This window comes from Yersinia aldovae 670-83 (assembly GCF_000834395.1).
GTDB classification, from domain to species: Bacteria; Pseudomonadota; Gammaproteobacteria; order Enterobacterales; family Enterobacteriaceae; genus Yersinia; species Yersinia aldovae.
This window is the reverse complement of the sequence record NZ_CP009781.1, coordinates 3,958,557-3,977,390: the sequence shown is the minus strand read 5'-3', so window position 1 is coordinate 3,977,390 and position 18,834 is coordinate 3,958,557. Positions and strand designations below refer to the sequence as shown.

Below are 18,834 nucleotides of genomic sequence, written 5' to 3'. Positions count from 1 at the left end.
ACAGAAAAGCGACATGCAAGAAACTGTCAGCCAACACTACTGTAGTTTGAATGATGAAGGGTATATATCGGTTACAGGGACATTACTTACATGACCAAAAGTCACACTATTATGATTGTTGACGATCACCCACTGATGCGTCGTGGAATAAAACAATTACTTGAGTTGGATAGCATTTTTGACGTGGTTGCCGAAGCCAATAATGGCAGTGAAGCCATTGTCGAAGCGGTCAAACACCAACCGGACGTCATTTTGCTTGATTTGAATATGAAAGGAATGTCCGGGCTGGAAACGCTAAAAACGTTGCGCAATGAAGGTATTGATGCACGTATTATCGTACTGACCGTCTCCGATGCCCGCAGTGATGTTTACGCGGTAATTGATGCAGGCGCGGATGGATATCTGTTAAAAGACAGTGAACCCGAAATATTGCTGGAAAATATTCGTCAAGCCGCAGCCGGCGAGAATGTATTCAGTAATGAGGTTGCACAGTATTTATCTTCACGCCACGAACAGGTTAACCCTTTCTCTGAATTAACTGAGCGCGAATTAGATGTGTTGCAGGAGGTCGCGCGCGGTATGTCTAATAAACAGGTCGCTTTTGAACTGCACATTTCGGAAGAAACCGTGAAAGTCCATATCCGCAACTTATTGCGTAAACTGAATGTACGTTCACGGGTCGCCGCAACCATTATGTATATAGAAAATAAAAAATACTGAGACACATTGCCGCTACGTGATGGCGGCTAAAATAGCATCATGGTTATCCTGTATCCATTTTTTGTTCAGTGGCCCCCAATGATCCAATCTATAATAACCTGCGTTGTTGCGCACACCCTGCTGTACAAACGTCAGGGTGACACCTAAACCGGGCAGCGCTTTTAATACATCCTGTAACGTGCGCCGTGGCCAGCCGGTCAGCGCCATCAAATGCGGCACGTTCAATGCATTGTCACTGCTGATTAACCAACAAAGATAGAGGCGACGAGCAAATACGGGATTGAGTTCCATACAGGTTCCTAACGTTGGATGACTATTAATCAGTCTACCTGATACCAAAGAAAAAACCTGTTTAGCATCATTTCCCCCATCAACGTGAATTAACTCGGTTCTATCGATGTTTTTTACACTATCTCCTTTTTTTCTTCACGTTCTCCACCGTGTTCCCGAGTAGAGTGCACAGTAGTTTCTACTGAATCTAACTTTTAAAGGCTGTACTGCATGGCAAATTTTTTCATCGACCGCCCGATTTTTGCCTGGGTATTGGCGATTATTTTGTGTCTTACCGGCGTGTTAGCCATCTCAACTTTACCGATTGAGCAATATCCGAATTTAGCGCCACCGAATGTTCGTATCAGTGCCTCTTATCCCGGAGCCTCGGCGAAAACCCTGGAAAATACGGTTACACAAGTCATAGAACAGAGTATGACTGGCCTGGATAGCCTGCTTTATATGTCGTCGCAAAGCAGTAACTCCGGCAGTGCATCAATAACGCTGACTTTCCAGGCAGGAACTGACCCTAATGAAGCGATGCAGCAGGTACAAAACCAGTTGCAATCGGCCATCAAAAAGTTGCCGCAAGATGTACAGCAGCAAGGGGTTTCAGTATCAAAATCAGGTGATAACACACTGATGATGGTGGCATTTGTCTCCACCGATGGCAGCATGGACAAACAAGATATTGCCGATTATGTCGCCAGTAATCTGCAAGATCCCCTTAGCCGCATTGAAGGGGTGGGCAGCATTGATGCTTTCGGTTCACAATATGCCATGCGTATCTGGCTTGACCCCAATAAACTCAATAATTATCAACTCACTACACAGGATATTGTCACCGCAATCCAATCACAAAACAGCCAGATAGCGGTAGGGCAATTAGGTGGAACGCCTTCAGTTGATAATCAGGCATTGAATGCCACGATTAATGCTCAATCTCAATTACAAACTCCGGAGCAATTCAGGGAGATAACCCTGCGAGTCAATCAGGACGGTTCGCTAGTGACCTTGGGTGATGTGGCAAAAATTGAGATGGGTGCCGAGAAGTACGACTACCTGAGCCGCTTTAACGGGCAGGCCGCATCGGGGATGAGTATCAAACTGGCCTCCGGCGCGAATGAATTGCAAACCGATGAGCGGGTTAAAGCCCGTATTGCTGAGTTGTCGCCTTTCTTTCCACATGGGCTGGAAGCCAAAATAGCGTATGAAACTACCCCCTTTGTTAAAGCCTCAATCAAGGATGTGGTTAAAACACTGCTAGAAGCCATTGTGCTGGTTTTCCTGGTTATGTACCTGTTCTTGCAGAATTTTCGGGCCACACTGATCCCCACCATCGCCGTACCGGTGGTTCTACTGGGTACCTTTGCGATATTGTCAGCCTTCGGCTTTAGTATCAATACGTTGACTATGTTCGCCATCGTATTGGCTATTGGGTTGTTAGTGGATGATGCCATCGTAGTGGTGGAAAACGTCGAACGGGTGATGAGCGAGGAAGGGCTAGACCCACGCGAAGCCACCCGCAAATCGATGGGGCAAATTCAGGGGGCGCTGGTGGGGATTGCGCTGGTACTGTCAGCGGTATTTATCCCGATGGCCTTCTTTGGCGGCACCACTGGCGCAATCTACCGCCAGTTCTCCATTACGATTGTCTCTGCGATGGTGCTATCGGTGCTGGTCGCGTTGATCCTAACACCCGCACTGTGCGCCACCATGCTCAAGCCCATCGCACCGGGGCACCATCATGCCAAACGCGGCTTCTTCGGCTGGTTTAACCGCATGTTTGACCGTAACGCTCACCGTTACGAAAAGGGGGTTGCGCGGGTATTGCACCACAGTGCGCGCTTTATGCTGTTGTATTTATTGCTGCTCGGCGGATTAGCCTTATTGTTCCTCAAACTGCCAACCTCTTTCCTGCCACTGGAGGATCGCGGTGTTTTCATGGCCCAAGTCCAGCTTCCGGTAGGTTCAACCCAGCAACAAACCCTGAAAGTGGTTGAAAATGTAGAAAATTACTTCCTGACACAAGAGCAGAATAATGTGCTGTCGGTGTTCTCAACTGTCGGTTCCGGCCCTGGCGGTAACGGCCAGAACGTCGCGCGATTGTTTATTCGACTGGCCGATTGGGATAAACGAACTGACAGCAACGATTCCTCCTTTGCCATCATCGAGCGGGCAACTAAAGCGTTTAATAAAATCATTGAAGCAAAAGTGTCGGTGAGCAGCCCACCGGCCATTTCAGGCTTAGGCGGCTCTTCTGGCTTCGATATGGAGCTGCAAGATCATGGTGGTTTAGGCCACGAAAAACTGATGGCGGCTCGTGACCAGCTATTACAACTGGCCTCCCAAGACCCGGCACTGACCCGCGTGCGCCATAACGGGCTGGATGATAGCCCGCAGTTGCAGATCGATATTGATCAACGCAAAGCACAAGCGCTGGGGGTGTCACTGGATGACATCAACAACACGCTGAAAACGGCTTGGGGTTCTACTTACGTCAACGACTTTGTTGACAGAGGCCGGGTGAAGAAAGTCTATGTGCAATCTGAGGCCACAGCACGAATGCTGCCAGAAGACGTATACAAATGGTATGTACGTAATAACAGCGGCGGTATGGTGCCATTCTCGGCGTTTTCGACCACCCGCTGGGAATACGGTTCGCCACGTCTGGAGCGCTACAACGGCTATTCCGCCCTGGAAATTGTCGGCGAGGCGGCACCTGGCGTCAGTACCGGCACTGCCATGAATGTGATGGAGAATTTGGTCACACAACTGCCCAATGGCTTCGGGCTGGAATGGACGGGAATGTCGTATCAGGAACGGCTATCCGGCTCTCAAGCCCCTGCCCTGTATGCCATTTCACTGTTGGTCGTGTTCTTGTGCCTGGCCGCACTGTATGAAAGTTGGTCAATTCCCTTCTCGGTGATGCTGGTGGTGCCATTAGGGGTTATTGGTGCGGTTGCCGCCACCTGGATGCGCGGATTAGAAAATGATGTTTACTTTCAGGTCGGGTTATTGACTATCATCGGGTTATCGGCCAAAAATGCCATCTTGATTGTGGAGTTCGCCAGTGAATTAAACGGTAAAGGCAAAGACCTGGTAGAGGCCACACTTGAGGCTTCACGCCTACGGCTGCGGCCAATTCTGATGACCTCACTGGCCTTTGCCTTTGGCGTATTGCCGATGACGATCAGCCAAGGGGCGGGTTCTGGCAGTCAACACGCCGTCGGGACCGGCGTGATGGGCGGGATGATTTCTGCCACCGTACTGGCCATTTTCTTTGTTCCACTGTTCTTTGTTCTGGTTCGCAGACGCTTCCCCGGCAAACCGCCGCGAGCCGAGTAATAGAGTAGCAACACACCTGCGATGTAAAGAATGACAGATATAAAAAAGGCAGAAACCATCACGGTTCTGCCTTTTTGCGAGCGATTCCTCGCCCCTGGGTGTCATAAATAAATCGTTAAAACAAACCAAAATAATACTGACTTTACTGCGGGTTTATTCGATTATGCCTTACGCAGCATCGCCTCGATAAACTCTTTCCACGTATTTAACTCAACATCAACCATAACATCCTCTCTAATTATCGCGAGCTAGTATACGCCTATTATTTAAACAATCAAAATAGAAAGCAGGCTATCCAATCGCTAAAATGAGATCGGGTTCAGAGAGATTGAATTTGCTCTTTTTTTACTGTGATGCGCTGGCAGCCACCACTTTACTTGCCTGTTTTAAAATTACGGAGTAGCTTTCCCATCTAAAGAGAGATGAAAATCGTTTTTGGCAAAAAACCATTATTGACAAAATACTGAGCAAAACCATGAAACACTCCATCGATTCACTCAAAGAACTGGGCCGCTATGATGATGCGGTGTCAATGGCACAGGATTTACTGCGCCGCGACCCTGAAAATGCCAGCCTGCTCCATAAAATTGCCTCATTGTATGACGTGCAAGGGTTGGAGTTGCAAGCTATCCCGTTCTACCATGCCGCTATCGATCATCATCTGGCAGGTAAAGAGTTACAGGAAGCTTATTTAGGATTGGGCAGCACCTATCGGGCGCTGGGGCAGTATAAAGAATCACTGGAAACCTTTGACCGCGCACTGGCCTGTTTCCCGCAAGCAAAAGAGATAACCCTGTTTCGTGCCATGACGCTGTACAACCTCGGTGAAACCAAAGAGGCTGTCGCCACACTATTAATACTGCTAGCCGACACCTCGAGCCATCAGGACATCAGCCTCTACCAAAAAGCCATCCGCCAATATGCCGCAGACCTTGATGCCATAGGTTAACACCGTAACCGCCCGCCCTGGCACTCAATAGCCGATAGCCGTCTGGATTCAAATACAATTTTCCCGCATTATGGGCTATCTTCCTGCATTAAGAGCAAATAGCTCTTTTTGAGTCGGCAGCGGTGTGGCTGCTCCGATGAGTCCCTTAAGCCGAGGTATTATTTTTCCATGTCAGATAGCCCAGCAACCCCATCATTGCGCCTTTATGGCATTAAAAATTGTGACACCATAAAAAAGGCCCGTCGCTGGCTGGAAGAACAGGGCATTGCCTACCAATTTCACGATTATCGCGTGGATGGGCTGAACGATGAACACCTGCAAAGTTTTATTGATAAACTGGGCTGGGAGCCGTTGTTAAACACCCGTGGCACCACCTGGCGCAAATTACCGCAAGAACAGCGTGATGCCATCATCGACGCGCAACGTGCTAAAGCCCTAATGTTAGCGCAGCCGGCCATCATTAAACGCCCGCTGCTGCAAGCCGAAAGTGGCGAGATGCTGCTGGGCTTCAATATTGAAAGCTATCAACAGTTTATTCATAACCAACCTGCTATTGAGGTGCAATAACATGATCTGTCCGGTAATCGACCTGGCCCAACAACTCATTAAACGCCCGTCGCTCAGCCCTAATGATGCAGGCTGCCAGGAGATCATGATTCAGCGTTTAGAAGCGATCGGTTTTACTGTTGAACCGATGAATTTTGGCGATACGCTTAACTTCTGGGCATGGCGTGGCGAAGGTGAAACACTGGCGTTTGCCGGTCACACCGATGTGGTGCCAACCGGTGATGAAAGCCACTGGAGCAGCCCACCTTTTGAGCCGGCTATTCGCGATGGCATGTTATATGGCCGTGGTGCTGCTGATATGAAAGGCTCTCTGGCCGCGATGGTGGTGGCCGCCGAGCGCTTTGTCGCGGCCCATCCGAATCATAACGGCCGCCTGGCCTTTATGATAACCTCTGATGAAGAGGCCAAAGCAATTAATGGCACGGTAAAAGTGGTTAACGCTCTAATGGCACGCAATGAGCGGCTGGATTATTGTCTGGTGGGCGAACCTTCCAGTACCGATAAAGTCGGTGATGTGGTCAAAAATGGCCGCCGTGGTTCTATCACAGCCAATCTGCATATTCAGGGTATACAGGGGCATGTGGCCTACCCCCATCTGGCGGATAATCCGGTTCATCGCGCCATGCCAGCCCTAAATGAACTGGTTGCTACCCAATGGGATGAAGGTAATGAGTTTTTCCCGGCAACCAGTATGCAGATTGCCAATTTACATGCTGGAACCGGCAGCAATAATGTTATTCCCGGTGAGTTCTATGTGCAGTTCAATTTCCGTTTCAGCACTGAACTGACCGATAGCATAATTAAACAACGGGTTGAAGCGCTGCTGGAACGCCATCAACTGAAGTACACCCTTGAGTGGGTGTTGTCCGGCCAGCCATTCCTAACGCCACGCGGCGCGCTGGTGGATGCAGTGGTTAACGCCGTTGAACATTATGCCGAGATAACGCCACAGCTACTAACCACCGGTGGCACGTCAGATGGCCGTTTTATCGCGTTAATGGGGGCACAAGTTGTCGAACTGGGGCCGGTCAATGCCACTATCCATAAAGTTAATGAGTGCGTTCATGCAGCAGATTTACAACTGCTGAGTCGAATGTACCAGCGCATCATGGAGCAACTCATCGCATGACCGCCCATCCATTAACACCACAAATGCTCACCGGCCGTTCAACCGACCATCTGATGATGTTAAGCGGCAACCATCGCCTACAGCCGCAAGCAGTAGCTGCTTTTCAGGCGATGCAACAGGCTGCCAAGCTGGCGGGATTTGATTTACAACCGGCCAGCACTTTTCGCGATTTTGACCGTCAATTAGCCATCTGGAATGGTAAATTTCGTGGTGAGCGGCCAGTATTAGATAAAGACAGCCAACCAATCGACATAGGTGAACTCGATACACCAGCACGCTGCGAAGCCATTCTGCGTTGGTCAGCATTACCAGGAGCCAGTCGCCACCATTGGGGCAGTGATTTAGATATTTACGATCCATCACTGTTGCCAATCGATACTAAATTACAACTGGAACCCTGGGAGTACGAGGCGGGCGGTTATTTTTATCCATTAAGCCAATGGCTGAGCGCGCATATGGCAGAATTTGGCTTTTACCGGCCCTTTACTGAAGACAGTGGTGGCATCGCGGTAGAACCGTGGCACCTGAGCTATCACCCTCTGGCTACAGCGGCAGAACATTTATTGACACCTGAAATTCTGCTGAAAGCCTGGCAGTCACAAGATGTCGCAGGCAGCGAGTGGCTGAGTCGTCATTTGCCTATGATCTTTTCACGATTCATAACTATACCCAATAAGTTTCAAGGTGCAGTCTCTTGAAAACGATGGATATAAGGAATTAAACCATGCATTGGCTAGCTGATTACTGGTGGATCATTCTTATTCTACTGGCAGGTATTATCCTAAACGGCATCAAAGAGTTACGTCGCCTTGATCATAAAAGTTTCTTGAAAAACAAGCCGGAGATCCCCCCGCATCGTGATAACAACGCGCAGTGGGACGACGACGATGACTGGCCAGATAAGAAGAAGTAAGTAGAACGCAGATAACATCACACGGCGGGGGGCTGATTTAGCATCAACAGCCCTCTGCCACCTGCAATCATAACTCCGCCATCCCCTCAGCCGCCTCCTGTCGCCATCTCGCCACCAACGCTTTGCGCCCTGAAAGGCCCACGTTATGGACAATCTCCGCCGGCGTCATACCCTGCTGCAAATATTGGCGTAATGCCAGCAGTGGTAACCCACTTCGTAGCAATAACCGCTGTAGAGCAGGCAAGCTGGCCTCTAATGGACGGAAGGCAAACGCAAAACCTGACAGTTCACGCCAATCATCATCATTTAAGCTGATATCAGGTTGTGCTGGTAGCGATAGCGATGATGGCATTGGAATGTCAATCCATTGATGCAACCAATACCAATTACGCTCTAATTGCTGCCTCGCTGCCTCACAGAGCTTTTCTCCCGCAGAACTGAGGGGTAACAGCGCCATCGCCGCATAACAGCCGCTACTGGCTTCTTTATGGCTGCCAATTCGCACCAACTGAAATCCACAGCTTCGCCAAAAATCATGTAACTCATCGGTATAGCCAAAACTGACCGACAAGAAATCTCGCTGCTGCTGTGTTGCATTTTGTCGCTCGGCGGCAATCATTCGGTGAGCGATACCCTGCCGCCGCCATGAGGGTGCGACGGCAACCCGGCTGATTCGCCGCGATAATAGCGTTGGTGCCTGCCATTGCCCACTGTGAGCCGCCAGTGATTGCGCCACCAAACTGCCCTTCGGACGCCGCCTTCCCGCCCAGATATCATGGGCAAGATCACAACTCAGACCGCCTTCATCCACCAGCCATAACGCTCCGACCACGGTATCTGCTGCTTTCGCGGCAAAAAAATGCATCCCCGGCGCATCCATTAAACGGCGTAAATCCAATGGGGTGGTGCGGTAATGCGCGCTGGTGAGTAAACCATAGAAGTGCTGCAGCAGTTGAGGCTGACTTAGCCAATCGCGTTGCGTACAAGGAGTAATGTCAATCTGGCTGGCGGGTGACGATCCTGCGCCTAACTCATCGCTGATCGGTAACGCATTAAATAATAACGCATCATCCACGACATGCTCCAATGGATCATCAGTCGCCCAACGCACAGGATTGGTTAAGGTCAGGTGATGCCAATTACGCAGGGTAGCGCAGAATTTAAGCAGAAAACCACGCCCGGAACCTTCGTAACCCTGCACGGTGGTGGTTAATAAGGTGCGCGGAAAATAAGCTAATAATGCGGATAATAATGGTGCGGGGATCGCCGCGGCTTCATCAATCAGCAACCAGTCAATTTCACTGACATCATGCTGGCGGCAGTAATCCAGTAATGCATCTGGTGCCCAAAATCGTGCCCGCTCGCCGGCACGCTGATTCAGCACCTGTGTCGCCGCTTTGCCCGGCCCGGTAACCCAGCAATGGCCTTGCCACTGTGCTACTAACATACCTGCGAGCGTCGATTTACCGCGCCCACGCGCTGCTGTCAGGACCCAATTACCGCATTTTGCCTGCATCAGACGCTGCAAAATAGCCCGTTGTTCCGCCGTAGGCGACCCATCAGGCCGCTGCCAGTCAGGGCGGGGAGCAAACTGAGGTGCGACAAGTGGCCTGGCTTGCCGCCACAAAACCACCTCGGGTTCAGCCAAGAGTTGCCGCTGTAAATGGCGGATAAAATGGGCAGTTACGATAGGTGTGCCCTGTTCGCTCCAGCGCAAACTGTCGTGATCTGGCTGAAGAGGCCAACTCTCCCACTCCGGCACCATCAGAACCAGCCAGCTCCCAGCACGCAAAGTCCCCGCCAAGACTGCCAGTGCCTCGGTATTAAAACCGTCGGTACCATCAAACACACCGTGCAACCACTCTTGCCCCAGCAGCGTTTTTGCCGCACTAGCACTGACGCAGGTAACATCCGCTGGTGGGGAATCGCCCAGCCAAAGCCAATCACCTGGCAATTGTTGGCGCAAAATAGCCACCTGCTGTCGTGACCAATCGCGCTGACCACTGAGAATCAGTAAACGCCGAATCCCTTGCCGTGCCATTTTTGGCTGGTGGGCAATAATGGCATCGATCACCTTAAGATTTACCGATAACCAATGAGAGCAAACCAGCGGCAATCAATGGTCCCACCGGCACGCCTCTAAACAAAGCGACGCCGAGTACCGTACCAACCAGTAAGCCTGCAACCACCGACGGTTGGTGTGTCATCAGCGAAACACCCCGACCGCCGAGCCAAGAGACGGCCACACCAACCACAATGGCTAATATCGATTTCCATTGAATAAATGAATGCAATACCTCGCTGGCGCTGATTTTACCGCTGGCGATCGGTGCCATAACACCAATGGTCAGAATCAATATGCCGATGGTAAGGCCATATTTTTCCACCCACGGGAAAAACTGATTCAGAGGGGTGATTCTAATCGCGATTAATATCAGAATTGCCAATGTAACGGTCATGTTATGACTGATGATCCCAAGCGCTGCCAGCGCCAAAAGGATCAATAAGGTTGGATCAAGAGCGGCCATAGTTATTCTGCTTTACCATAATAGTTATTCTGCTTTGCCATGATAGTTACCCCAGCCTTGCAATAGATGCTGGCAGCGAGCGTGCCGGCAAAAAGAAAGTGCGGTTATGATAGTCTCTGCTTACTTGAGGTTCTAGCGCTATTAGCGGCTGGCAAAAGTATTACAGCTATTAGGATCACCGCTGTCAAAACCACGCTTAAACCAGGTATAGCGTTGTTGCGAGGTGCCATGCGTAAAACTATCGGGTACGACTCTGCCCTGACTCTTCTGCTGGAGCCGGTCATCACCAATGGCTTGTGCGGCATTAAGCGCTTCTTGCAGGTCACCGACGTCCAATACCTGTTGCTGATCCATCGCTTTACCCCAAACGCCAGCAAAACAATCAGCCTGCAATTCCATTTTGACCGATAAGCGATTAACTTCAGCCTGAGATGCGCTTTGCTGTTGCTGGCGAACCTTGGTATCAATACCTAACAAATGCTGTACATGGTGCCCCACTTCGTGAGCAATTACATAAGCTTGAGCAAAATCGCCGCCTGCTCCTAGCTTATTTTTCATCTCTTCGTAGAACGATAAATCGATATAAACCGTGCTGTCTGCCGGGCAGTAAAATGGCCCCATCACTGACTGACCGGTGCCACAACCGGTACGGGTTGCGCCACGGTACATCACCAGCTTCGGTTCCTGATAGGTGCGCCCCATTTGCTGGAAGATAGGTTTCCAGGTGTCTTCTGTGTCAGCTAAAACCACCGAGGTGAATTTGGCATACTGGTCATCTTGCGGGCTGATAGCCGTTGGCGAGCGCTGCTGCGTCTGCGTTTGTGACATCGGGTCACTGCCGTTTAATAGCGGAGTCAAATCGACACCGTAATAGCCTGCAACCAATACCACAATCAAGATAACCAGACCGCCCTTGCCACCTATCGGTGGCCGGAATCCACCACCACCGGATGAATTTCCACGCCTGTCTTCCACATTATCGCTTTCACGACGACCTTGCCAACGCATAGCTTTGCTCCCAGATATAGTCCTTACGTATTATCGTAGGAAATCTATCAAGCTAATACCATTAAAAGTACAAATGATTAATGCGGTGGGGAGAATAAGAAAAACATCGGGGAGATGGGACTCTCCCCTTAAAACGATGATGTCAGAAAAACGTAATCGATTGCGTGGTTAGTCTAATTTTACGCCAATACGGTGTGCAACTTCCTCGTAGGCTTCAATCAAACCACCCAAGCTTTGGCGGTAACGGTCTTTATCCATTTTGTTCAGGGTTTTCTTATCCCACAAACGGCTGCCATCGGGCGAGAACTCATCACCCAATACCACTTCGCCGTTGAACAGACCGAATTCCAACTTGAAATCTACCAGGATTAAACCGGCATCATCAAACAGTTTGCTCAACACGTCATTGGCTAAATAACTCAGTTCTTTCATGCGGGCCAATTGTGCTTCTGTCGCCCAGCCAAAGGTCTTACAGTAAGACTCATTGACCATCGGGTCATGCATGGCGTCATTTTTCAAAAACAAGTCAAACAGCGGTGGATTCAGTACTATGCCTTCTTCGATACCCAAACGCTTGACCAAAGAACCCGCAGCGCGGTTACGGATAACGCATTCAACTGGGATCATTTCCAGTTTTTTCACCAACACTTCGGTATCTGACAGCAAGCGTTCCATTTGAGTTGGAATACCGGCGGCTTCCAATTTAGCCATAATGAAATGGTTAAATTTGTTGTTTACCATACCCTTACGGTCAAACTGCTCAATGCGCTGACCATCCAGTGCTGACGTATCATTACGGAACTCCAATACCAATAGGTCAGGGTTTTCGGTGGTATAGACGGTCTTCGCCTTGCCACGATACAACTCAGCTAGCTTTTGCATCTTAATTACTCCAGTAATGTGAAAATATAACTCGCCATAAAATGACTAAACCCTAAATAATTCGAGTTGCAGGAAGGCGGCAAGCGAGAGACAAATCGGTCGGGAACCGATTTGAACAGCATTTATGCTGCCCGCAAGGTGAGCCTCAGGGATGAGGCTCATTAATCCCGATGAACTTACTATTTCTTAAGGTCAAGACCTGTAAGTGACTCGGGTGATTGAACGTAGCCAACGCATATGCAGCTTGAAGTATGACGGGTTTAAAGGGGCCGTAGCCCCTTTGGTTTTATTGAGTACTTGTAGCACTGGTCTGGCTAAACGCCGCCTGGAACACCGCCACCAACGCATCGTTTTGCGATTGGGTTAAGGTCTGCCCTTTCGGACCAATGAACTGCAAGCTACTGCGGTTATCAAGGTCACCGACCTGCAATTTATAATCGCCTTCTGGCAATTCAGGATCTTTGGCACCGATTGCATCCCAACTGCTGCTGCTCATCGATTTGACTGTGACGTTAATCGTACCCAGCGGACGGCTACGGTCAGTCACTTTCATACCAATTTTCTCAAGTGCGGCTGGCAAACGTTCCCACAACACAGCATAAGAACCGCGAACAATGAGCTGAGGCAAGCCAGTATCATCGCTGCCACTTTGCACATCCAACGTGCCAACCTTGCGCGCAGCCTGGCTGTTTTCACTGTCAGAACGCACCTTGTCCAAGCCTTCGACGATAGCATTCAGCATCGCACCGTTATAGCGCTGGATTTCGGTATAATCGGTAATGGTTTTACCCCCTTGCTGTAAACCAAGGGATTTCACCACTAATGCCAATTGATAACCTTGCTCCTGTACACTTATCTGATAACGGCCTTCGAACTGCACGTCTTCATCTGCCCGGTTCCATTTGATCCAGTCAGTCGCCAGGGTTTGTGTTGCATCCTGACGGCTGGCTATCGGCCAGTTTTTATCTTGCAGAACACGGGTAACTTGCGCCCATAGCGTGCGGTTTTGTGGGCTATTTTCTAACAATAGCTTGCTGGTATCGGTAGCATTTTCAGCGCGGGAGCCACTTAACAATGTCAGTGGTTGCACCGGCGGACGGATATCCAACTGTTTACCCACCGCACCTGTTGCATTAACGGCGCGCACATCAAATTCGCCGTTTTGTATCGGTAGAATCATGCCAGAGGGTGAGTTCAGTGGCTTCAGCCCCGGAGCTTCAAGATAAGACTCGTCACCACCAACCTGGCGTTTGTAACGTTGGTCAGTGGTACAACCGGCCAGCAGCATGGCCAGCGAAACACCCACAACCGTTACCACCGTCGACTTTTGCAATGTTATTGCCATCAAATTTCCCTAAGAGTTACAGCAAACCTGCGCTTTTTAGCGCGTCTTCCACAACCCGTTTAGCCGGGTCAGTCAGTGGGGTCATTGGCAGACGTAAAGTGTCGTTTGCCATTAATCCCAGCTTCTTCGCGGCCCACTTCACCGGAATTGGGTTTGCTTCTACAAATAAATGCTGATGCAACGGCATCAAGCGCTGATTCAAACGGCGTGCTTCTGCAAAGTTACCTTGTGCGGCCAGCGCACACAGTTGGGCCATTTCACACGCAGCAATGTTTGCTGTCACCGAAATAACCCCTTTACCGCCCAGTTGCATAAAGTCGAGTCCACTCGCATCGTCACCACTGAGCAGGATGAAATCTTCATCATCAACCAGCACTTGGATCTGACTTACCCGACTTAAGTTCCCTGTTGCTTCTTTTACAGCAACAATATTTTTAATCTTAGCCAAGCGAGCGATGGTTGGCGGTAACATATCGCAACCGGTACGCGAAGGCACATTATAGAGAATTTGTGGCAAATCGGTACTTTCAGCAATCGCTTTGAAGTGTTGGTACAACCCTTCTTGCATCGGACGGTTATAATAAGGCGTCACCGTCAGGCACCCCACCACACCGGTGCTATTAAACCGCCGGGTGAGAGAAATAGCTTCGGAGGTGGCATTAGCACCGGTTCCGGCAATGATTGGAATGCGACCATCAGCCAGTTCGAGGGTCTGCATGACCACATCGACATGTTCGTCATGGTTCAGTGTTGCAGATTCGCCGGTCGTTCCCACAGAGACAATCGCCGCAGTTCCACTGGCGACATGATAATCAATCAGTCTCTTCAGGCTCGCGCGATCGACAGTGCCGTTGTCGTCCATCGGCGTTACTAGCGCAACTATGCTTCCTGTAAACATCGAACTTCCCGTAAACATTGACCACCCCCACCTTAAACAAGTTCCTCATGGTACTTTTGACCTCTATCCAAAAGCAAGTAAACAACTGTGTTGTAAGCGCTTGGCAGCAGGTTTTTTTTATGTTTACCATGGTAACCCCAAAGAGCATGACAGGAAGAGCGATTTTGCCGCAGCTTGATGAACATTATCTGGTCATTACCGCACTGGGTGCTGACCGCCCTGGAATCGTGAATACCATCACCCGCCATGTCAGTAGCTGCGGTTGCAATATTGAAGATAGCCGGCTGGCCATGTTCGGTGAGGAGTTCACATTTATAATGCTGCTTTCAGGCAGTTGGAACGCCGTTACCCTGCTGGAATCAACACTGCCGCAAAAGGGTGCAGAGCTTGATTTGCTGATTGTCATGAAGCGTACCAACGCACAAGAGCAACAGGCGATGCCCGCGACAGTATGGGTAAAAGTTGAAGTTAATGACTCCCCCCATATTATTGAACGGTTTACCAATCTATTTCATTGCCACAATATGAATATCGCGGAATTGGTTTCCAAGACTCAGCCCGCACAAGGTGATACGCCGCCATTGCTGCATATCCAGATAAGCGCACACAGCCCTGCCAGCCAGAACGGTTCGAAAATCGAACACGCTTTTTATCAGCTATGTACAGAACTCAATGCACAAGGCAGTATTAGTATTGTGAACTATCCACAGCATGACTCACGAATGGAGAGTTAGTAATGAGCCCATTGAAAGCCGGTGATATAGCGCCAAAGTTTAGTTTGCCCGACCAAGATGGCGAGCAAATTAGTTTGGCCGACTTCCAGGGACAACGTGTCTTGGTCTATTTTTATCCTAAAGCCATGACACCAGGCTGCACCGTTCAGGCTTGTGGCCTGCGCGACAATATGGATGAGCTAAAAAGTGCAGGCGTTGAAGTGTTGGGCATCAGCACCGACAAACCTGAAAAACTGTCACGTTTCGTCGAAAAAGAGTTGCTGAATTTCACTTTGCTGTCTGATGAAAACCATCAGGTTGCAGAGCAATTTGGCGTTTGGGGCGAAAAAAGTTTTATGGGTAAAACCTACGACGGTATCCACCGCATCAGCTTTTTGATTGATGCTGACGGCAAAGTGGAACATGTATTTGATAATTTCAAAACCACCAATCACCACGATATCGTGATGGACTATTTACGCCAAAGTGCCTAACGTTCAGGTTCTTGGTGACAAAAAGAGCGCCAGCGCGCTCTTTTTTATTGGTTCAACACTGTAATGTTTTCAGCTAATTAATCCGCATCGGGAATAAATTCATCCGGCCAGGCGTGGATAACGGCTTTGACCAATGTCGCCAACGGGATAGCAAAGAAAACGCCCCAGAACCCCCACATTCCACCAAAAATAATCACTGATAGAATAATAACCAACGGATGCAAATTTACCGCTTCAGAAAACAGCACCGGCACCAGCAAGTTGCCGTCCAGAGCTTGCACCACCAGATAAGCGGCAAAAAGTGTCCAGAAATCAGCACCAATCCCCCACTGAAATAATGCCACCAACACCACCGGAATCGTCACAATTACCGCGCCGATGTAAGGAATAAGCACGGAGAAACCAACTAACACCGCCAGCAACAGGGCATAATTCATTCCCATAATAAAGAAAACGAGATAAGTGGCGATACCCACAATCACCATTTCCAGCACTTTGCCGCGAATGTAGTTGGTAATCTGTTGGTTCATTTCCAGCCATACCTGCCCCGCCAGGCCACGGTTGCGCGGCAAAATACGGCGCACCGCATTCAGCATCTGCTCTTTATCTTTGAGCAGAAAGAACAACATCAACGGCACCAAAATCAGATAGATTGCCAATGTCAGCAGGCCAATTAACGAGGCAAGCGAGATTTTAACCACTGACTCCCCCATACCCGATAGCTTGCCACGCAGATTTTCTGCCATCATATCGACAATACCGGCATCGACCAGTGCCGGATAGCGAGCCGGTAAAGTTTGGGCAAATGCATTGAATTTATTCAGCATTTTTGGCATGTCTGATATCAGATTATTGCCTTGCTGCCAGACTGTCGGGGCCACAACAAACACCGCTAACAGCGTGATACTACCAAACACTACCAGCACAATAGTGGCCGCCCACGGGCGTGAGCAGCCAATACGCTGTAATCGTGCTGTCGGCCACTCCAACAAATACGCCAAGACTATTGCCGCCAGCAAAGGGGCCAAAATACCGCTAAAGAAGTAAAGAATGCAGAATCCCGCCAGCAGAATAGCCAGTAGTGCAATAACCTGCGGGTCGGTAAAACGCCGACGATACCATTGTAACAACAGCTCTAGCATCCGAAATGACTCCTTAAATACTATGAGGAAGCCGCAAATTGGCGACTCCCTTTAACCGCCCCGGTATACAGGGGCAAAACCCGAAGGTAAATTGTTCTTGTCAGACGTTCCCTTATACCCACATGCTGGCTAAGATAGTGATGAGCATTAGCCACGGATGATGAGCTTAACCTTTGACGTATTTGATGCTATTTATGTGATCTATACCCAATAGATTTCAAGATGCGGGAAAGCGGCAAGCAAGAGAACCCCGATGAGCTTACACCGGTAAGCCATTCGGCTGATTGAGCACAGCCAACCCACCAGCAGTTTGAAAGATGACGGGTATAACCCGCTTTCGTGATGATTGTACTGGAGAGCAGAGCAAGGAAGAAGAACTCTTACACATCTCGGAGTCTAATTGTCATTACATTAGCAAGGGCAGCCTCGTTTATGACGTATCGGTTAACTAAAACAGGTCGGTTAAGTAAGACAGTGATCGCCACATTACTCAGTAGCTTGTTGCTCACCAGCGCAATACCTGCCGGTGCAGAGACGCAAGACCTGTTACCCGATATCGGTACCTCTGCGGGTGCCACGTTAAGCATCGATCAGGAAATGGCAATGGGGGATTTTTATGTCCGCCAAATGCGTGCCAGTACCCCGTTAATTTATGATCCATTATTAGCGCAGTATATCAACCAATTAGGTCACCGACTGGTTGCCAATGCCAATTCAGTGCGTACCCCTTTTCATTTCTATCTGGTGAATAACGATCAGCTAAACGCCTTTGCATTCTTTGGCGGCAATGTGGTTATTCACTCCGCCCTATTCCGCTATACAGAAAACGAAAGCGAACTGGCCTCCGTATTAGCTCATGAAATATCTCATGTCACTCAACGCCACCTGGCGCGAGCAATGGAAGAGCAGCAACGCATGGCTCCCCTGACATGGGTTGGTGTACTAGGGTCTATCCTGCTGACAATGGCCAGCCCACAAGCGGGTATGGCGGGTTTAAGTGGTACACTGGCGGGTGCTCAGCAGGGTATCATCAGCTTTACGCAGGGCAATGAGCAAGAGGCCGACCGAATTGGCATTCAGGTGCTACAGCGGTCAGGGTTTGATCCACAAGCCATGCCTAATTTCCTGCAAAAACTGGCCGATCAGTCGCGATATGCCTCTAAACCACCGGAAATGTTGCTGACTCACCCGTTACCTGACAGTCGGTTATCTGATGCACGTAACCGCGCTAACCAAATGAAACCGCACCCGATAGCCTCATCACAAGATTATTTATTCGCCAAAGTACGTATTCTGGGAATGTATGGTTCGACTGAAAACAGCCTGACGCCGGATCTGCTGGAAACCCTCAGCAAAGGTACGGTGCGCGAGCAACTGGCGGCAAAATATGGTCAAGCTATCTTGTGGTATCAGGCCAAGAAATATGATCAAGCCCGTAACCAGTTACAGCCATTGTTGACCCAGCAACCAAACAATATTTGGTTCCTCAATCTGATGACCGATATCGATCTGGAGCAAAATAAGTCTGCTACGGCCATTACACGCCTGCAAGCCGCGATTGCTAAACAAAATGATGAGCCGGTATTACAACTCAATCTGGCCAATGCTTATGTTCAGGGCGGGCAACCGGCAGCGGCGGTTAAGCTGCTAAACCGCTATACCTTCGCTCATCCGAACGATCCGAATGGTTGGGATCTATTGGCTCAAGCTGCCGCCGCACTGGGTTTACGCGATCAAGAACTGGCCGCGCGTGCAGAAAGCCTGGCCCTGAGTGGCAAGTTGCCACAGGCCATCGGCCTACTCAGCGATGCCAGCGCGCGGGTGAAGTTGGGCAGCCTGGAGCAGGCGCGTTATGATGCTCGTATTGATCAATTGCGCCAGCTCGATAAGCGCTTCCAGAAATACCAGAAGTCTTAAGGAGAGTTACT

18 protein-coding genes are annotated in these 18,834 nt (G+C 49.6%); 10 read left to right on the top strand and 8 right to left on the bottom strand.

Annotated elements, in window-relative coordinates:
- Positions 1–90: 90 nt before the first annotated feature.
- Positions 91–720 carry a two-component system response regulator NarL gene (gene narL, locus AT01_RS17825; RefSeq protein ID WP_042548100.1) on the top strand — a complete coding sequence of 210 codons (630 nt, stop codon included), beginning with the start codon at positions 91–93 and terminating at the stop codon, positions 718–720.
- A gap of 12 nt (positions 721–732) precedes the next feature.
- Here the strand turns inward: narL and AT01_RS17820 are convergent, their stop codons facing one another.
- Positions 733–1,011 carry a winged helix-turn-helix domain-containing protein gene (locus AT01_RS17820; RefSeq protein WP_042548099.1) on the bottom strand — a complete coding sequence of 93 codons (279 nt, stop codon included), beginning with the start codon at positions 1,009–1,011 and terminating at the stop codon, positions 733–735.
- A gap of 210 nt (positions 1,012–1,221) precedes the next feature.
- Here AT01_RS17820 and acrD point away from each other — a divergent pair, with 210 nt between their 5' ends.
- From acrD to AT01_RS17790, 6 genes are all read left to right on the top strand, one after another.
- Positions 1,222–4,338, top strand: coding sequence for a multidrug efflux RND transporter permease AcrD (gene acrD / locus AT01_RS17815; protein ID WP_042548098.1), 3,117 nt, complete (start codon positions 1,222–1,224; stop codon positions 4,336–4,338).
- A 475-nt stretch (positions 4,339–4,813) separates the two neighbouring features.
- Positions 4,814–5,287 (top strand): tetratricopeptide repeat protein, encoded by a 474-nt coding sequence (locus AT01_RS17810; protein ID WP_042548097.1) that lies wholly within the window; start codon positions 4,814–4,816, stop codon positions 5,285–5,287.
- Positions 5,288–5,455: 168 nt separating this feature from the next.
- Positions 5,456–5,854 (top strand): ArsC family reductase, encoded by a 399-nt coding sequence (locus tag AT01_RS17805; RefSeq protein WP_042548096.1) that lies wholly within the window; start codon positions 5,456–5,458, stop codon positions 5,852–5,854.
- Between the two features lies 1 nt (position 5,855).
- Positions 5,856–6,983 (top strand): succinyl-diaminopimelate desuccinylase, encoded by a 1,128-nt coding sequence (dapE, locus tag AT01_RS17800; protein ID WP_042548095.1) that lies wholly within the window; start codon positions 5,856–5,858, stop codon positions 6,981–6,983.
- Positions 6,980–7,681: a M15 family metallopeptidase gene (locus AT01_RS17795; protein ID WP_042548094.1), complete on the top strand. Its 702-nt coding sequence runs from the start codon at positions 6,980–6,982 to the stop codon at positions 7,679–7,681. Before dapE ends, AT01_RS17795 begins: the two co-directional genes overlap by 4 nt.
- Positions 7,682–7,707: 26 nt before the next feature.
- Positions 7,708–7,896: a YpfN family protein gene (locus AT01_RS17790; RefSeq protein ID WP_004703666.1), complete on the top strand. Its 189-nt coding sequence runs from the start codon at positions 7,708–7,710 to the stop codon at positions 7,894–7,896.
- A 67-nt stretch (positions 7,897–7,963) separates the two neighbouring features.
- On the opposite strand, the gene AT01_RS17785 is transcribed toward AT01_RS17790, so the two are convergent.
- The 6 genes from AT01_RS17785 to dapA all read right to left on the bottom strand — a co-directional run bounded on the left by AT01_RS17785 (position 7,964) and on the right by dapA (position 14,557).
- Positions 7,964–9,937 (bottom strand): tRNA(Met) cytidine acetyltransferase TmcA, encoded by a 1,974-nt coding sequence (locus AT01_RS17785; RefSeq protein ID WP_407703560.1) that lies wholly within the window; start codon positions 9,935–9,937, stop codon positions 7,964–7,966.
- 34 nt (positions 9,938–9,971) lie between these two features.
- Complete coding sequence (locus AT01_RS17780) at positions 9,972–10,424, bottom strand: DUF441 domain-containing protein (RefSeq protein WP_004703662.1); 453 nt, start codon at positions 10,422–10,424, stop codon at positions 9,972–9,974.
- A 141-nt stretch (positions 10,425–10,565) separates the two neighbouring features.
- Complete coding sequence (ypfJ, locus tag AT01_RS17775) at positions 10,566–11,432, bottom strand: KPN_02809 family neutral zinc metallopeptidase (RefSeq protein ID WP_042548092.1); 867 nt, start codon at positions 11,430–11,432, stop codon at positions 10,566–10,568.
- A gap of 168 nt (positions 11,433–11,600) precedes the next feature.
- Positions 11,601–12,314: a phosphoribosylaminoimidazolesuccinocarboxamide synthase gene (gene purC / locus AT01_RS17770; protein WP_004703658.1), complete on the bottom strand. Its 714-nt coding sequence runs from the start codon at positions 12,312–12,314 to the stop codon at positions 11,601–11,603.
- A gap of 286 nt (positions 12,315–12,600) precedes the next feature.
- Positions 12,601–13,659, bottom strand: coding sequence for an outer membrane protein assembly factor BamC (bamC, locus tag AT01_RS17765; RefSeq protein WP_004705191.1), 1,059 nt, complete (start codon positions 13,657–13,659; stop codon positions 12,601–12,603).
- Positions 13,660–13,675: 16 nt separating this feature from the next.
- Positions 13,676–14,557: a 4-hydroxy-tetrahydrodipicolinate synthase gene (gene dapA / locus AT01_RS17760; protein WP_042548091.1), complete on the bottom strand. Its 882-nt coding sequence runs from the start codon at positions 14,555–14,557 to the stop codon at positions 13,676–13,678.
- A 164-nt stretch (positions 14,558–14,721) separates the two neighbouring features.
- Here dapA and AT01_RS17755 point away from each other — a divergent pair, with 164 nt between their 5' ends.
- Positions 14,722–15,291: a glycine cleavage system transcriptional repressor gene (locus AT01_RS17755; RefSeq protein ID WP_042548701.1), complete on the top strand. Its 570-nt coding sequence runs from the start codon at positions 14,722–14,724 to the stop codon at positions 15,289–15,291.
- Positions 15,292–15,293: 2 nt separating this feature from the next.
- Entirely contained in the window at positions 15,294–15,764 is a 471-nt protein-coding gene (gene bcp, locus AT01_RS17750; RefSeq protein WP_042548090.1) for a thioredoxin-dependent thiol peroxidase, read from the top strand.
- Between the two features lie 77 nt (positions 15,765–15,841).
- Here the strand turns inward: bcp and AT01_RS17745 are convergent, their stop codons facing one another.
- The gene (locus tag AT01_RS17745) at positions 15,842–16,906 is read right to left on the bottom strand and encodes an AI-2E family transporter (protein ID WP_004705183.1); all 1,065 of its coding nucleotides are present in this window, start codon (positions 16,904–16,906) and stop codon (positions 15,842–15,844) included.
- Between the two features lie 432 nt (positions 16,907–17,338).
- Here AT01_RS17745 and bepA point away from each other — a divergent pair, with 432 nt between their 5' ends.
- Positions 17,339–18,823, top strand: coding sequence for a beta-barrel assembly-enhancing protease (bepA, locus tag AT01_RS17740; protein ID WP_042548089.1), 1,485 nt, complete (start codon positions 17,339–17,341; stop codon positions 18,821–18,823).
- Positions 18,824–18,834 lie beyond the last annotated feature (11 nt).

Bases quoted from the DNA above. Each gene is read 5' to 3' on its own strand.
- narL (WP_042548100.1), top strand. From the start codon at position 91: ATGACCAAAAGTCACACTATTATGATTGTTGACGATCACCCACTGATG.
- AT01_RS17820 (WP_042548099.1), bottom strand. From the start codon at position 1,011: ATGGAACTCAATCCCGTATTTGCTCGTCGCCTCTATCTTTGTTGGTTA.
- acrD (WP_042548098.1), top strand. From the start codon at position 1,222: ATGGCAAATTTTTTCATCGACCGCCCGATTTTTGCCTGGGTATTGGCG.
- AT01_RS17810 (WP_042548097.1), top strand. From the start codon at position 4,814: ATGAAACACTCCATCGATTCACTCAAAGAACTGGGCCGCTATGATGAT.
- AT01_RS17805 (WP_042548096.1), top strand. From the start codon at position 5,456: ATGTCAGATAGCCCAGCAACCCCATCATTGCGCCTTTATGGCATTAAA.
- dapE (WP_042548095.1), top strand. From the start codon at position 5,856: ATGATCTGTCCGGTAATCGACCTGGCCCAACAACTCATTAAACGCCCG.
- AT01_RS17795 (WP_042548094.1), top strand. From the start codon at position 6,980: ATGACCGCCCATCCATTAACACCACAAATGCTCACCGGCCGTTCAACC.
- AT01_RS17790 (WP_004703666.1), top strand. From the start codon at position 7,708: ATGCATTGGCTAGCTGATTACTGGTGGATCATTCTTATTCTACTGGCA.
- AT01_RS17785 (WP_407703560.1), bottom strand. From the start codon at position 9,937: ATGGCACGGCAAGGGATTCGGCGTTTACTGATTCTCAGTGGTCAGCGC.
- AT01_RS17780 (WP_004703662.1), bottom strand. From the start codon at position 10,424: ATGGCCGCTCTTGATCCAACCTTATTGATCCTTTTGGCGCTGGCAGCG.
- ypfJ (WP_042548092.1), bottom strand. From the start codon at position 11,432: ATGCGTTGGCAAGGTCGTCGTGAAAGCGATAATGTGGAAGACAGGCGT.
- purC (WP_004703658.1), bottom strand. From the start codon at position 12,314: ATGCAAAAGCTAGCTGAGTTGTATCGTGGCAAGGCGAAGACCGTCTAT.
- bamC (WP_004705191.1), bottom strand. From the start codon at position 13,659: ATGGCAATAACATTGCAAAAGTCGACGGTGGTAACGGTTGTGGGTGTT.
- dapA (WP_042548091.1), bottom strand. From the start codon at position 14,557: ATGTTTACAGGAAGCATAGTTGCGCTAGTAACGCCGATGGACGACAAC.
- bcp (WP_042548090.1), top strand. From the start codon at position 15,294: ATGAGCCCATTGAAAGCCGGTGATATAGCGCCAAAGTTTAGTTTGCCC.
- AT01_RS17745 (WP_004705183.1), bottom strand. From the start codon at position 16,906: ATGCTAGAGCTGTTGTTACAATGGTATCGTCGGCGTTTTACCGACCCG.
- bepA (WP_042548089.1), top strand. From the start codon at position 17,339: ATGACGTATCGGTTAACTAAAACAGGTCGGTTAAGTAAGACAGTGATC.